The following is a 14,313-nucleotide window of genomic DNA, read 5'->3' as shown; positions in this document are numbered from 1 at the left end:
GAGGTAAAAAGAATGAGTATTGAAATTAAATTGCCTGATATTGGTAATGATGAAGTTGAAGTTACCGAAATTTTAGTAAAAGTGGGTGATAAGGTCGCTGTTGATGATAACATCATGACGGTTGAAGGAGATAAAGCTTCAATGGAAATTCCTGCTCCACAAGCAGGCATTGTAAAATCAATCATTGTTAAAGTTGGTGATAAAGTTAAAACCGGTGTGGATATTATGGTATTTGATGAAGAGGACAGCGCAGCTGCTCCAGCGCCACAATCAGCATCACAACCAGTTGCACCAAAAGTTGAAGTCACACCGACTACTTCATCAGTGAGTCAAACTGTTGATGTCAATGTTCCAGATATTGGTGGCGATGAGGTTGAAGTTACCGAAATTTCAGTCAAGGTAGGTGATACTGTTGCGATTGATGACAATATTATAACGGTTGAGGGTGATAAAGCCTCAATGGAAGTTCCTGCGCCAGTTGCCGGTGTAGTTAAAAATATTATCATTAAAGTTGGTGATAAAGTTAAAACTGGTTCCAAAATTATGGAATTTGAAACGACTACAGCTGCGGCACCTACGGCTAATAGTGCAGCGACAGCTCCTGCTCCAGCTTCAACACCAACTGCATCCGCACCAACCCCTGCGGTTGCTGCAACGCCAACTGCATCTGCAAAGGTACCAGCCACTTCAGGTAATGATTTTGTTGAAAACGATGCTTATGCACATGCTACACCGTCAGTACGTCGCTTAGCGCGTGAATTTGGTGTTAATTTGGCTAAAGTCACACCAACAGGACCAAAACATCGTATTTTACGTGAAGATATTCAAGCGTATGTTAAAAATGCGGTTAAACAAGTTGAGAGTGGCGCTGCGGGTGGTGCTCTACCAGGCTTATTACCTTGGCCAAAAGTTGATTTTAGTAAGTTTGGTGAAATAGAAAGCTTACCATTAACTAAAATTCAAAAAGTATCAGGCGCTAATTTACATCGTAACTGGGTAATGATCCCTCATGTTACTGAGTTTGATGAATCAGACATTACTGATCTTGAAGCATTCCGCAAACAACAAAATGCCGAAGCTGAGAAGAAAAAACTCGACCTTAAGATCACACCACTGGTCTTTATTATGAAAGCAGTAGCCAGCGCATTAAAAGCTTATCCACGTTTTAACAGCTCACTATCTGAAGACGCGCAAACGCTAATTATCAAAAAATACATTAATATTGGTGTAGCGGTTGATACACCAAACGGACTTGTAGTACCTGTATTTAAAGATGTTGATAAAAAGGGTATTGTTGATCTTTCTCGTGAACTGGCAGAAATCTCTAAAAAAGCACGGGATGGTAAATTAACGGGTAGCGATATGCAAGGTGGTTGCTTCACTATTTCCAGCTTAGGGGGAATTGGTACAACTTCATTCACGCCAATTGTGAACGCTCCGGAAGTGGGTATTTTAGGTGTTTCTCGTTCTAGCATGAAACCTATTTGGAACGGTAAAGAATTTACACCTCGCTTAATGTTGCCATTATCTTTATCTTTCGATCACCGAGTGATCGACGGAGCAGATGGTGCACGCTTCCTAAGTCATATTGTTAACGTTTTATCCGACTTACGTCGTTTAGTGATGTAGTGGGGGAATATAGATTATGAGTCAAGAAGTTAAAACACAACTTGTCGTCTTGGGTGCAGGTCCAGCGGGTTACTCCGCTGCCTTTCGCGCTGCCGATCTTGGGTTAGATGTCACCTTAGTTGAACGCTATTCAACGTTAGGTGGTGTGTGTCTAAATGTGGGTTGTATTCCATCTAAAGCATTGCTACATGTTGCTAAAGTTATGGATGAAGCCAAATCATTGACCGCGCACGGTATACATTTTGGTACACCAAAGCTAGAACTGGATAAAGTGCGAGCTTGGAAAGAAAAGGTCATTAATCAATTGACTAACGGTCTTGCAGGCATGGCTAAAATGCGTAAAGTGAATGTCATTCAAGGTGACGCTCAGTTTACTGGTAGCCATACAATGGATGTGACATCTGCTAAAGGTATTACTAAAATTACTTTTGATAATGCCATTATTGCCGCAGGCTCACGCCCAATTCAATTACCTTTTATTCCTCATGATGATCCGCGAATTTGGGATTCAACTGATGCGTTAGCATTAACTACCATTCCTAAAAAATTATTATTAATGGGAGGCGGAATTATCGGTCTTGAAATGGGAACCGTATACCATGCCTTAGGTTCAGAAGTTGATGTGGTTGAAATGTTCGATCAAGTGATCCCTGCTGCGGATAAAGATGTGATCAAAGTCTTTACTAAGCAGATTCAAAATAAATTCACTTTAAGACTTGAAACTAAAGTGACGACAGTTGAAGCAAAACACGATGCAATTTATGTCACTATGGAGAAGAAAGACGGCACCACTGAAACTCACACTTATGATGCAGTATTAGTGGCAATTGGTCGCTCTCCAAATGGTAAACTTATCGGCGCTGAAAATGCGGGTGTAAATGTTACCGATCGAGGTTTCATCGAAGTTGATAAGCAAATGCGTACCAATGTTCCTCATATCTATGCTATAGGTGATATTGTAGGTCAACCAATGTTGGCTCACAAAGGTGTACATGAAGGACATATTGCAGCCGAAGTCATTGCTGGTAAAAAACACTTCTTCGATCCTAAAACAATCCCTTCCATTGCCTATACTGAACCCGAAGTTGCTTGGGTTGGTTTAACCGAAAAAGAGGCAAAAGAAAAGGGCATTGATTACGAAGTTGCGATTTTCCCTTGGTCAGCGTCAGGACGAGCTATTGCATCTGATTGTTCAGAAGGTATGACGAAGTTAATTTTTAATAAAGCGGATAATCGTTTACTCGGTGGTGCCGTAGTAGGTGCGAATGGTGGTGAATTACTTGGTGAAATCACCTTAGCCGTTGAGATGGGCTGTGATGCAGAAGATATTGCTTTAACCATCCATGCTCACCCAACACTGCATGAATCAATCGGTTTAGCTTCTGAAATTTATGAAGGCTCTATTACCGATTTACCTAATGCAAAAGCAGTAAAAAAATAAAATTTTTATTTTAAGTTTCCTTCAATAATTTGCCGTCAGTTTACTCTGACGGCTTTTTTTTTATTTTGTTCGTTATTTTAATTAAATTTCATTTTTATAAAAAAGCCCAAAGTTAATTATTAAGTTACTTTCAAATTAACGACACATTTACTTAATAGAATCTATTTCGTGAAAAGAAAATGAAATGGTATAGACTCCTGAATATTTTTTACAAATTAAAAAAACTATTAAGATTCATTTTTTGTTAATTATAGCTAATAATGGTTTTAGATTGTTTAGTGTTATTCTACTCGTTCAGCAAGTATCATTAATCTTTGCAACTTAAGTTTGTTGCATAATATACAACAAAAATTTTTAGAAAATTTAGATGTTAGCGTGAAGTAATGATGTTTAAAAAAGAGAATTATGGGCAATACAAGTAGTATCTAAGGGAATCAGTAGTAATTCCCTTAATTTATATGAGATGGTTGTAATGAAAGCGTTTATTCATCCCTCAATTTGAAATTAATTGAACTAAAATATACCAATCACGACACCCACTGAAGTAATGGCCGTTAGGATCAAAATGACTTTGGTCGCGCTCATCTGTTTGGCTGACACGAGCCACCAAGCCAGTAATACCATAGTTAATGGTAGAATTTTAGGGAATATACCATCAAGTACACTTTGTAATGAACGCATGCTTTCACCCATCGGAATTTCAAGCTCTGAATTAAGCACAATATTCCCTGCGGCAAGTCCTCCCACCACCATAATACCAAGAACATTAAAAGCATCTGTAATACGTTTTACATTATCACCAATAATATTATCAATGGCATTTACACCAAGTTTATAACCGTAATGGAAGCTGATGTAAGAAATCAATGGTCCTAAAATACCATACGATAAAATATAGAAGATTGGACCTATAGCATTTCCTCCTGCTGCCATACCCATCGCGATGGATAACAAAATAGGAACAATGATGCCTTGAATTAATGAATCACCAATTCCTGCTAATGGTCCCATTAATGTTGCTTTGATATTAACCGGTAACTCTTCAGGAACGTTGTGACCTAAAGCTATCTCTTCTTCCATTGAGGCGACAATACCATTGATGATTTGTCCCGTTTGCGGTTCGGTATTGTAAAACATTGAATGCCTGGTTAATAAACGGCGTTTTGCTTCGGGATCATGTTTGTAATATTTTTCGGCAAATGGAATATAAGAAAACGCCCAAGCGTGAGCTTGTAATTTTTCATAGCTCATTGAAGATAAATGTGTAAAACCCCATCGATACCAAATTTGACGTAACTCTTTTTTAGTCAATTTTGATTGGTTACTAATTGCTTTATCCATTGTTAATTCTCCTATCAAAATAGATCATCATCTTCAAATACATCAGAATTTGAGGTCGAATTATTCGATTCTTTGATTGCTAATGCAGCGGGTTTATTGATTGCCATATAGTATAAATAGGCTACTAAAGCGGAAATAAACACTAACGCAACCATACTTAATCCAGCGAACGCTAATAGTACAAAGCCTGCAAAGAAAAAGATAAGCTGAATTTTTGATTTAATGACAATATTCATTAGCATTGCAATACCTAATGCAGGTAATACACCGCCTAATACTGAGATGATTTTTGTTATTACTTCTGGTACATGATTTAATAACCAATCAACTAAACCTGAACCGTAAAAGATCGCCAAAAATATTGGCACTGCTCTTAATAAAAATGTAGTAATTTGTGGAAAGAATAGATGATTAAGAACGATACCCCGTGTATCATTGTTTTCAGCAGCTTGCTGTGCTCTATTATTCCAAAACGAATAAACTGCCATTCGCGTATTATAGAAGATTAAACCAAATGTTTGCCCTAAAAATACTGACAAGGTCACAGCTACCGCAGGCTCTTTAGTCGTTGCTAATGCTAGACCAATACCGCCATAAGCCGCATAAGTAATTTCACTGTTGGTTGCGCCACCTGTTGATAAGTTGGCGATAAAAACAGCTTGAACGGCTAAACCACAAGCAACTCCCGCTTGAACGTCGTTAAAGGCTAAACCAACTAAAAGACCTGCAACCAAAGGACGTCCAACAACATAAAATCCTCCTGACATACCAAATAACCAAGGTGATTCAATCGCTCCTAAGTAACAGAATATACCTGTAAGCAAGGCTGGGATAAATAGTGTTTCCATGATGTTTTCCTCAATTATTGAAAACTATAAGGTGTCATATTTTTTCTTCATAACTGACCAGCTTTTCGGTTCATCATCGGGTAGCAACTGAAATTCAATGGTGATACCTTGACTTTCGATATAATCAAAAGCTTGATAGTCTTTATCATCTATGGCAACCGTTCGTCCTAACACTTTAGTGTCCGGTCTGGTATTCATACAACCGATATTAAGTACTGGATTGAGTTTTGCTCCAGCTTTAAGGAGTTTTTCAAACGTTTGAGGTGAATCACTTATTAAAAAAAAATTCTTAGCCGATTCCATGCCTTGCTCGATTTTTTCTACTCCTTGAGCAACAGTATAAATGCCTATTTTTAAGTTGCCAGCCGCCGCTTTTAGTACACGTTTTCGTAAGTCATCTGCGGCAATATTATCGCCAACAACTAAGATGCCATCGACAGGTCTTACTTTTGTCCAACGGGTCATTATTTGACCATGAATCACCCGATCATCCACTCTGGTTAATGTGATTGCCATAACTATTTACTCCTATCATTTAACTTTTAAAAATCCAAATCGTCATTGTTCGTTATTGCTGTTGGTGCAAGTGAAATTGAGTCTTGACCCGCTTGCAAAATTGAATTAAGTAATGTGTGAATATCTGATTCATCTTCAGATGCGGTACCTGCTTGAATCAACATCGGTAAATTTAATCCTGAGATTAAAAATACTTTTTTATCAGGGTTAGCGAGCAGGTAACGAAATGTTTCGTTATAGGGCGTTCCCCCCATAATGTCACTTAACACAATGACAAACTCATTTGATGTTAGTGAACTATCTAGAACGTTATTTAGTCTTACTGAAAAGTCACTAATCCCTTTTTCATCAAGTTTTACTACCGTAAAATGTGATGTATCCCCAGCAATCATTGCATAGCTTGTTAAAATGCCTTCACATAAGTCTCCATGTGAAGTGATCACTATTTTCATTATTCTTTACCCTCCCTTAAAACTACTTTTATTAAATATATATTTACATATTGATTTTTTTATAACAAATAAATTATATTTTATTTTTTGTGATATGAGATGTTTATCACATTTTAAGGGTTATTATTATTGACATTATTGTTGTTGTTTTTAATATATGTATTTACATATATAAATAACAAGGTGGAATTATGAATAAATATTCTTTGATAGAGTTAAGCCAACTTATTGATCACACAAACTTAAAACCTGATGCGACCACAGCCATGATGGAAAAATTATGTCAGGAAGCAAAAAACTATCATTTTAAAATGGTGGCAATCAACCAGGTTCAGTCGCATCTTTGTGCGCAGTTATTGAAAGGAACGGGTGTTGATATCGGAGCAGCCATTTCTTTTCCTTTAGGGCAAACCACCATTGCTTCGAAATGTTTTGAAACTCAAAATGCTATTGAAAATGGTGCAACCGAAATTGATTATGTAATTAATATCTCAGAGTTAAAAGCAGGAAATTTACAATATATTGAAGATGAAATGACGCAAATAGTTAAAATTTGTCGACAACATAATGTGATATCGAAAGTTATTTTTGAAAACTGTTATTTAACCGATGAAGAAAAAATCGCACTTTGTAAAATTGCGGTTAAAGTTAAACCTGATTTTATAAAAACTTCTACAGGATTTGGCACTTCTGGAGCCACGGTTGAGGATGTTAAATTAATGAAAAATCAGGTAGGTGATGCAGTTAAAGTTAAAGCTGCTGGCGGAATACGTAGCGCTGATACTTTTAAAAAAATGATTGCAGCAGGTGCACAACGAATTGGAACCAGTTCAGGCATAGCTATTATTGATGAGCTAAAACAGGAGTTAGCAGCAAGTAATAAAGATACAATCGAGCTTTAATCATCAATTTACTGAAATACTATCTGTCTAGATGCTTATTATCCTCGCGAACAACTAAATTGCGAGGATAATTTTTTCACATCAATTTTTAAATGTGAGTTAACTTGCATGATTTAGTTCAAATACAAAAGAGTTAATATCACCACGGTATTTGGAAATTGAGTACTCAATGGGGAGCCGGTCGTTAGTAAAAGCAATGGAATGGAAATAAAAAATCGGATCGCCTGCTTCTATATCCAATAGATCACTTGTAGTTTCGTCGGCTTTTAATACTTCAAGTTTGCGGCGAATTTGCAAAATAGGAAAGTCCATCTTCTGTAATACTGAATACAGTTTTTCCTGAGTAAAATCATTATTGATAAAATTAGGTAAAAGTTTGGCGGGCAAATAAGTGGTAACCAATACTACGGGTTTACTTTCTGCATAGCGCAGACGAACGAGCTTATAGACATCTTCATACTCATTTATCTGTAAATTATTGGCAATATCAGCATTAGCTTTATCCAGCTTAAATGTAAGTACTTTAGTTTTAGGATGAAGTCCTTTCCGATTCATTTCGGAATCATAACTTTCAATAATGTGGGTAAATTCTTGACTGATCTTTTGTTGTTTAACAATCGTGCCTCGGCGTTTTCGACGTTCAAGGTAACCATCATTAACTAATTGCTGAATTGCTTGACGCACTGTTGGTCTACTGACTTGATAGATTTCAGTAAGTTCACATTCTTTCGGTATTAACTGCCCTTGTGAATAGACACCTGACTGTATTTTTTTTAATAGATCTTGTTGAATAGTCAAATGACGTGGCATTTTATTAATATGATTCATGATGATAGTAAATTATTTGTTATGTTGCTACATATTAGTCGAAAGATTTTATTATGTAAAATTATTATCATAATTATCTTCCGTTTATTGTTGAAAAAGAGTAATAAAAGATTGTTTGATGATGCTAACGGTTTATTATTCTTGGCTAACACGAAAAGTCCGTAACACTAATTAACGATTATAAATTCGATAAATCTGTCAAAAAGTTTCAGATTAACTATACGTTTGAGTATAAAAAGAGAATCGATTTATTGATTCGAAACGTTAGTTAATACACTCAAGATTTGATGGCTAATGCATTAAATGCCATAAGCGACAAAATCTGAAACTTTTTGAATAATGATAATTTATGACACTATTTAATAATAATAAATCCGCTAAATCTGTCAAAAAGTTTCAGGTTAACTATACGTTTGAGTATAAAAAGAGAAGCGATTTATTGATTCGAAACGTCAGTTAACACACTCAAGATTTGATGGCTAATGCATTAAATGTCATAAGCAACAAAATCTGAAACTTTTTGAATAATGATAATTTATGACACTATTTAAGAATAATTAAGTCGCTAAATTTGTCAAAAAGTTTCAGGTTAAACATACATTTGAGTATAAAAAATAAATACATCTTTTATTTAATTTGAAACTTTTGCTAATACGCCTTGACCTTGATAACAATAACTTTTTGCATCATAGGCGACAAAAGCTGATTCACCTTTAATCAGTGTTAGTGTTAACGATTTTGATGTTAAAGTGATATTGCCCTCAATGCAAAATAGAATCTGCGGACTGGTTATCTTTTCATCTCTTGATTGATTATCACTTTCAATAATTTCAAATTTAAAATCATCAACGGGAACAGGAAAATCAATTTTATTTTGATGAATAACAGGCCGAGTTAATAACTTATCTAAACTAAGGCTATTAAACTGAGTATTTTTCAATAATTCATCGACATCTAAATGCTTATTGGTCAAACCTGCCCGTAATACATTATCCGAGCTTGCCATCACTTCAAGTCCAGTACCACTTAAATAAGCATGCGGTGTTTGGGCGGATAAAAACATAGCTTGCGTTGGTTGCAGTTCAATAACATTTAAGATTAATGGCATAAATACCCCAATATCGTTTGGGTAATCCTTAGCAAGTGTTTTAATGGTTGAATAAGGCTCGTTTAAAAACGGTTCAATATTAGTTAACAATTGGTTAATTGCTTGCTCTTTTCTTTCTGGAGATAGTGTTAGCAATGCCTGAAAAAATAGTTTTAATTGTTGTTCATTTGCATCATTTTGCAATTGTTCAAATTCTTTGCTTAATGCCGTAACATTAATTTCCTTAAACAACTGCAAAATTTCCGCAATAGGGCGAAAAGAGCGCAGAGCTTTAAAAGGTGTTAGAGCATAAATCAGCTCTGGTTTGTGGTTAGGATCTTTATAATTGCGCTTAGGATCATCTAAAGCGATACCTAATTGATTCTCTTTTGCAAAACCTTGTTCGGCATTTAACTTAGTTGGGTGTACTTGTATCGATAATGCTTTATTTGCTGATAGCACTTTAAATAAATAGGGAAGAGCGGCATATTGTTGATAAGTTCTAGCACCTAATGTTTCTAAAGGATGTTTTTTAATAAGATCATCAAGTCTGATTTTTTTATGGTGATTATCGATAGCTAATGAACATCCCATTGGGTGAGCGCCCATCCAGATTTCAGCAATGGGTTTTTTCGTTGGATTTTTGATAGCAAACAATCTAGGAATATCATCAATGCTGCCCCAATCGTAATTTTTAACACTATTTTCAAGTTTCCATATGGTTTGGTGCATAAATTTAATCCTCTAATTTTTCAGTTATATCCATACTATTTGATATTTGTTATAGGCTACTATACTCTTGGTAATCACCAATGCATAACCTAAAAACAAACCAATATATTGCAATAAATTGGTTTGTTTTAAAAGTCATATTACTGTTCGCTTTGAATTAATGGCGATTAATTAATAAAAATATTTAAATCTTATACGAGTACCGTATCGATCATCAGTATTATCACCATGTGATTTATTTCTATCTAATAATGACCAATAAGCACCTAAATAAATATTAAAATTATCCATATCCAATACATTATCAATCAAATAAGAGGCATTAACGGTGTGAATTTTATATTTGCCTTTGCTATTAATATGCCCATCTTTGATTTTATTTTCTGGATTAAATTTTTTAATATTATTGTTGGCATAGTAGTAACCTAGCCCGACTTTTTCCCAGATGATATCGGCACCTATGGTCATGTCATTTTCATCTTTGGCACTCATATAAGCAAAACTGGTATTGATTTTGAGTCCTTTGTTTTCCGCACCCCAATCACCTTCACTGTTCCAAGAAAAAGTTGCGCCATAACCAGTACGCTGTGATTGATCGCGGAATTTACCATTTTTGTCGTAATACCCATACGCGTTTTTTACCACATTGGTTTCAGCTGCGATGGCGGTTGAGAAACTATTATTTTTCCATGATAAAACGGGACGAACATAAACTACATTTTTCTTTTTCTCAATGTCATAACCGTGATAGGTCGATTTATTAAACATTTTTTCGCCGTTATTGACTAACGCATTGACTTCTAAATTAAAATTATTCAAAAAAGGCTTATTTAATTGGATGCTACCGCCGTTTTTACTGCGTCCACGACCTTCTTTCATCATATAAATATAGCCAAAACCATCTTCATAGATATCATTAGCCGTATTGCCTGAATATTCAATAAAGGTATCTTGACCAAGAGGAAACATATCATAGGCTTCGTAACGTCCTACTTTGATGCTCCATTCTTGTTTTTGTCCAAAATAAAAAGCAGCATCATCCAAATTCATATCTCCGCCTAAATCAGCCAGTGGTTGTACTACAAAACCCGCAAAATTGTGATCATTTATTTCTCGATAACCATCTAAACCTATCAAAATTCGACCATTAATATCCCAACGATCTTTATCAGCAGGTTTATTTTTTTTCTCAGCGCTTTCTTTTAAGGAGCTAAGTTGTTGCTTGCTACTTGCGGCATCAACATTTATTTCAACATCACCATAGAGTTTAAGTTTTCCTTGTGGAGTATCCCACTCAATTGCAGCATTAGCAATTGAACTTAACCCTATTAAACTGAATATAACTATTTTTTTCATAAAACTAACTCCTTTCCTATTTTGTATTATTTCAATGTGTTGACTATGTAAGCGATAACATTCAATTTGATCACAACACAGCAATGTGATTTGTGTAATATTAAGAAATGTTAATGTTATCGTTAACAAGAAAGATGTTATAGGTTGATTGATATTTTTTAAACTTCAAAAATGTGTTTATGTGACAGGTGTAACATTTTTAATTTTAATTTATCGCAAATTTTTAATTTTGAGTTTAATAAATATGTTCAAACAATATGAATATGACCCTAAGCTATATTTTACGAGTGTTTAAGTATATAATGTTGAACATATCCTATTAATTTAAGTTAAAGTTATATATCTATGAAATCTTCAATTATCAGTAAGTTAGAAACTTTGCAAGAACGCTATGAAGAAGTTCAAGCATTATTATCTGACCCTTCGGTAATCGCCGATCAAAATCGCTTTCGTACACTTTCTAAAGAATATGCACAATTAGGTGGTGTAGTGAAGTGTTTTGCTAGTTGGAAGCAAACTCAAGAAAATATTGAAACAGCAAAAATGATGCTTTCTGATCCAGAAATGAGTGAAATGGCTCAAGAAGAACTCAATGAAGCATTAGGACAAGTTGAAGAACAAGAAAGACAGTTACAGGTATTATTATTACCAAAAGATCCAAATGATGATTATAACTGTTTTGTCGAAGTTCGCGCAGGAACTGGCGGAGATGAAGCGGCAATTTTTGCTGGTGATTTAGCTAGAATGTATACCCGTTATGCTGAATCACGCCGTTGGCGAGTTGAAATAATGAGCTCGAATGAGGGTGAGCATGGTGGCTATAAAGAAGTGATCATGCTAATTAGTGGTGATGGTGTCTACGGCAACTTGAAATTTGAATCGGGTGGTCATCGTGTTCAACGTGTGCCCGAAACAGAGTCTCAAGGACGTATTCATACTTCTGCGTGTACTGTTGCTGTTTTACCAGAAATCCCTGAAGCGGAAATGCCTGAAATCAATCCAGCCGATTTAAAAATCGATACTTATCGTTCATCGGGTGCGGGTGGTCAACACGTTAATACTACCGATTCAGCTATTCGTATTACCCACTTGCCAACGGGGATTGTTGTTGAGTGTCAAGATGAACGTTCACAACATAAAAATAAAGCTAAAGCTATGTCTGTATTGGCTGCTCGTATTCAGGATGCTGAAATACGCAAACGTCAGCAAGAAGAAGCGTCAACTCGGCGTAATCTTTTAGGTTCTGGCGATCGCTCAGATAGAATTAGAACCTATAACTATCCACAAGGGCGAGTGACCGATCATCGAATTAACCTGACTATCTATCGCTTAGACGAAGTAATGGAAGGTAAACTAGAAATGTTAATCGATCCAATTGTACAAGAATATCAAGCAGATCAACTTGCAGCTTTATCGGAACAGGATGAATGACATATTTAGAATGGCTTAAGGGCGCTTCACAAACGCTAACTGATAGTGAAAGCCCTAAGCGTGATGCCGAAATTATATTAAGTTTTGTCACACATAAAACACGCACATTTTTAATGGCATTTAGCGAAACCAAATTAACCGATGATGAGCTAATTGCCCTAGATAGAAATTTAAAACGTCGCCAAGCTGGTGAACCTATCGCTTATATTACGGGCGAAAAAGAATTTTGGTCTTTGAAGTTTAATGTGTCAAACGCGACGTTAATCCCAAGACCCGATACTGAAAAATTAGTTGAGCTTGGTTTAGAATATTTACCCAAAGTACCGTGTGAAGTGTTAGATCTGGGTACGGGTACCGGTGCCATAGCCATTGCTATGGCAACTGAACGCCCAGATTGTTTATTTACCGGCGTTGAAAAAAATAATGACGCTTTAAATTTAGCTCAGAAAAATGCTAACCAAATTGGGGTTAACAATGTCTATTTTTTAAAAGGTGATTGGTATAAACCAATAAAAAACCGTAAATTTTCAATGATAACCAGTAATCCACCTTATATCGAACCCACTGATATTCATTTATCACAAGGTGATGTTCGATTTGAACCAAAAAGCGCCTTGGTTTCTGAAGATGAGGGTTTAGCTGATATAAAATTGATTGTTCAAGGTGCAACGAAACATCTAAATCAATATGGCTGGCTACTCATTGAACATGGCTGGAAACAAGGTGAAGCAGTACAGACCATTTTTAAACAACACGGATTTCAATTAGTTGAAACTTTTACCGACTATAGTGGCAATGATAGGGTCACACTCGGTCGCTGGTTTAAACCTTAACAAGGATAAATTTATTATGAAACAAAAAAGAGTAAACGTCGGTGATATTACCGTAGCTAATGATCTACCATTTGTGTTATTTGGTGGTATGAACGTACTTGAATCACGTGATTTGGCTATGAAAGTTTGTGAACATTATGTCACTGTAACGGATAAATTAAATATCCCTTATATTTTCAAAGCATCTTTTGACAAAGCTAATCGCTCATCAATTCACTCGTATCGTGGACCCGGTTTAGAAGAAGGGTTAAAAATCTTCCAAGAGCTTAAACAGCAGTTTGGCATAAAAATCATTACTGATGTTCACACTGAAGAGCAATGTCAACCCGTTGCTGATGTTGTTGATGTCATTCAATTACCAGCCTTTTTAGCCAGACAAACTGATTTAGTTGTTGCAATGGCAAAAACAGGTGCAGTGATTAATGTTAAAAAACCACAATTTGTCAGTCCTGGTCAAATGGGAAATATTGTGGAAAAATTTGAAGAAGCGGGTAACAACAAAGTGATTCTTTGTGATCGTGGTAGTTGTTTTGGTTATGACAATTTAGTTGTTGATATGCTTGGTTTTAATATCATGAAAAAAGCCAGCAAAGGCTCGCCAGTGATTTTTGATGTCACTCATGCTCTCCAATGTCGTGACCCTATGGGTGCAGCCTCTGGCGGACGACGAGGTCAAGTGACTGAACTTGCCCGTTCAGGTATGGCGGTAGGTATAGCAGGACTATTTTTAGAATCACATCCTGATCCAAATCACGCAAAATGTGATGGTCCGTCAGCATTACCATTAGCGAAACTGGAACCCTTCTTAAAACAGATGAAAGCGATTGATGAACTTGTAAAAAGTTTCGAAGAAATTGATACTGAAAGTTAATCTAGTTCTATATTAAATTTCAATTTTAAAGAGAAGAGAAATGCTG

General features: G+C 35.8%; 13 protein-coding genes. 6 read left to right on the top strand and 7 right to left on the bottom strand.

The features are described 5' to 3' along the window. Positions 1-12 precede the first annotated feature (12 nt). Both aceF and lpdA read left to right on the top strand, forming a co-directional pair. The gene (gene aceF / locus A9G17_RS02350; RefSeq protein ID WP_081301643.1) at positions 13-1,629 is read left to right on the top strand and encodes a dihydrolipoyllysine-residue acetyltransferase; all 1,617 of its coding nucleotides are present in this window, start codon (positions 13-15) and stop codon (positions 1,627-1,629) included. 16 nt (positions 1,630-1,645) lie between these two features. Further along, positions 1,646-3,070, top strand: coding sequence for a dihydrolipoyl dehydrogenase (gene lpdA / locus A9G17_RS02345; RefSeq protein ID WP_065737324.1), 1,425 nt, complete (start codon positions 1,646-1,648; stop codon positions 3,068-3,070). Positions 3,071-3,583: 513 nt separating this feature from the next. On the opposite strand, the gene A9G17_RS02340 is transcribed toward lpdA, so the two are convergent. The 4 genes from A9G17_RS02340 to A9G17_RS02325 are packed head-to-tail and all read right to left on the bottom strand — an operon-like array spanning position 3,584 to position 6,227. After that, positions 3,584-4,411 (bottom strand): PTS system mannose/fructose/sorbose family transporter subunit IID, encoded by an 828-nt coding sequence (locus A9G17_RS02340; RefSeq protein WP_039126833.1) that lies wholly within the window; start codon positions 4,409-4,411, stop codon positions 3,584-3,586. 14 nt (positions 4,412-4,425) lie between these two features. Beyond that, a complete protein-coding gene (locus A9G17_RS02335; protein WP_065737323.1) occupies positions 4,426-5,259 on the bottom strand; it encodes a PTS mannose/fructose/sorbose/N-acetylgalactosamine transporter subunit IIC in 834 nt (277 codons plus the stop codon). Positions 5,260-5,283: 24 nt separating this feature from the next. Continuing rightward, a complete protein-coding gene (locus A9G17_RS02330; RefSeq protein WP_065737322.1) occupies positions 5,284-5,775 on the bottom strand; it encodes a PTS sugar transporter subunit IIB in 492 nt (163 codons plus the stop codon). Positions 5,776-5,801: 26 nt separating this feature from the next. After that, on the bottom strand, positions 5,802-6,227 hold the full coding sequence (locus tag A9G17_RS02325; protein ID WP_065737321.1) for a PTS sugar transporter subunit IIA: 426 nt from the start codon (positions 6,225-6,227) through the stop codon (positions 5,802-5,804). A gap of 191 nt (positions 6,228-6,418) precedes the next feature. Here A9G17_RS02325 and deoC point away from each other — a divergent pair, with 191 nt between their 5' ends. Continuing rightward, the gene (gene deoC, locus A9G17_RS02320; RefSeq protein WP_065737320.1) at positions 6,419-7,129 is read left to right on the top strand and encodes a deoxyribose-phosphate aldolase; all 711 of its coding nucleotides are present in this window, start codon (positions 6,419-6,421) and stop codon (positions 7,127-7,129) included. 99 nt (positions 7,130-7,228) lie between these two features. Here the strand turns inward: deoC and A9G17_RS02315 are convergent, their stop codons facing one another. The 3 genes from A9G17_RS02315 to A9G17_RS02305 all read right to left on the bottom strand — a co-directional run bounded on the left by A9G17_RS02315 (position 7,229) and on the right by A9G17_RS02305 (position 11,132). Next, positions 7,229-7,957: a GntR family transcriptional regulator gene (locus A9G17_RS02315; RefSeq protein WP_065737319.1), complete on the bottom strand. Its 729-nt coding sequence runs from the start codon at positions 7,955-7,957 to the stop codon at positions 7,229-7,231. A 631-nt stretch (positions 7,958-8,588) separates the two neighbouring features. Next, positions 8,589-9,776, bottom strand: coding sequence for a mannose-6-phosphate isomerase, class I (gene manA / locus A9G17_RS02310; RefSeq protein ID WP_065737318.1), 1,188 nt, complete (start codon positions 9,774-9,776; stop codon positions 8,589-8,591). A gap of 171 nt (positions 9,777-9,947) precedes the next feature. Further along, positions 9,948-11,132, bottom strand: coding sequence for a carbohydrate porin (locus A9G17_RS02305; protein WP_065737317.1), 1,185 nt, complete (start codon positions 11,130-11,132; stop codon positions 9,948-9,950). A gap of 345 nt (positions 11,133-11,477) precedes the next feature. On the opposite strand from A9G17_RS02305, the gene prfA reads away from it, so the two are divergent. From prfA to kdsA, 3 genes are read left to right on the top strand one after another with little or no spacing between them, the layout of a single operon-like run. Beyond that, the gene (gene prfA / locus A9G17_RS02300; RefSeq protein WP_039126855.1) at positions 11,478-12,563 is read left to right on the top strand and encodes a peptide chain release factor 1; all 1,086 of its coding nucleotides are present in this window, start codon (positions 11,478-11,480) and stop codon (positions 12,561-12,563) included. Further along, on the top strand, positions 12,560-13,396 hold the full coding sequence (gene prmC, locus A9G17_RS02295; RefSeq protein WP_065737316.1) for a peptide chain release factor N(5)-glutamine methyltransferase: 837 nt from the start codon (positions 12,560-12,562) through the stop codon (positions 13,394-13,396). The genes prfA and prmC overlap by 4 nt, the downstream gene beginning before the upstream one ends. A 16-nt stretch (positions 13,397-13,412) precedes the next feature. Beyond that, complete coding sequence (kdsA, locus tag A9G17_RS02290) at positions 13,413-14,267, top strand: 3-deoxy-8-phosphooctulonate synthase (protein WP_065737315.1); 855 nt, start codon at positions 13,413-13,415, stop codon at positions 14,265-14,267. Positions 14,268-14,313: the final 46 nt, after the last annotated feature.

The organism is Gilliamella sp. wkB7 (assembly GCF_001693435.1).
GTDB classification, from domain to species: Bacteria; Pseudomonadota; Gammaproteobacteria; order Enterobacterales; family Orbaceae; genus Gilliamella; species Gilliamella apicola_N.
Note: the sequence above shows the minus strand (reverse complement) of the source record. Positions and strands in the feature narration are given on the sequence as shown.

What these genes read in the sequence shown, in the direction of transcription:
- aceF (WP_081301643.1), top strand. Translation starts at nt 13, where the DNA reads ATGAGTATTGAAATTAAATTGCCTGATATTGGTAATGATGAAGTTGAA.
- lpdA (WP_065737324.1), top strand. Translation starts at nt 1,646, where the DNA reads ATGAGTCAAGAAGTTAAAACACAACTTGTCGTCTTGGGTGCAGGTCCA.
- A9G17_RS02340 (WP_039126833.1), bottom strand. Translation starts at nt 4,411, where the DNA reads ATGGATAAAGCAATTAGTAACCAATCAAAATTGACTAAAAAAGAGTTA.
- A9G17_RS02335 (WP_065737323.1), bottom strand. Translation starts at nt 5,259, where the DNA reads ATGGAAACACTATTTATCCCAGCCTTGCTTACAGGTATATTCTGTTAC.
- A9G17_RS02330 (WP_065737322.1), bottom strand. Translation starts at nt 5,775, where the DNA reads ATGGCAATCACATTAACCAGAGTGGATGATCGGGTGATTCATGGTCAA.
- A9G17_RS02325 (WP_065737321.1), bottom strand. Translation starts at nt 6,227, where the DNA reads ATGAAAATAGTGATCACTTCACATGGAGACTTATGTGAAGGCATTTTA.
- deoC (WP_065737320.1), top strand. Translation starts at nt 6,419, where the DNA reads ATGAATAAATATTCTTTGATAGAGTTAAGCCAACTTATTGATCACACA.
- A9G17_RS02315 (WP_065737319.1), bottom strand. Translation starts at nt 7,957, where the DNA reads ATGAATCATATTAATAAAATGCCACGTCATTTGACTATTCAACAAGAT.
- manA (WP_065737318.1), bottom strand. Translation starts at nt 9,776, where the DNA reads ATGCACCAAACCATATGGAAACTTGAAAATAGTGTTAAAAATTACGAT.
- A9G17_RS02305 (WP_065737317.1), bottom strand. Translation starts at nt 11,132, where the DNA reads ATGAAAAAAATAGTTATATTCAGTTTAATAGGGTTAAGTTCAATTGCT.
- prfA (WP_039126855.1), top strand. Translation starts at nt 11,478, where the DNA reads ATGAAATCTTCAATTATCAGTAAGTTAGAAACTTTGCAAGAACGCTAT.
- prmC (WP_065737316.1), top strand. Translation starts at nt 12,560, where the DNA reads ATGACATATTTAGAATGGCTTAAGGGCGCTTCACAAACGCTAACTGAT.
- kdsA (WP_065737315.1), top strand. Translation starts at nt 13,413, where the DNA reads ATGAAACAAAAAAGAGTAAACGTCGGTGATATTACCGTAGCTAATGAT.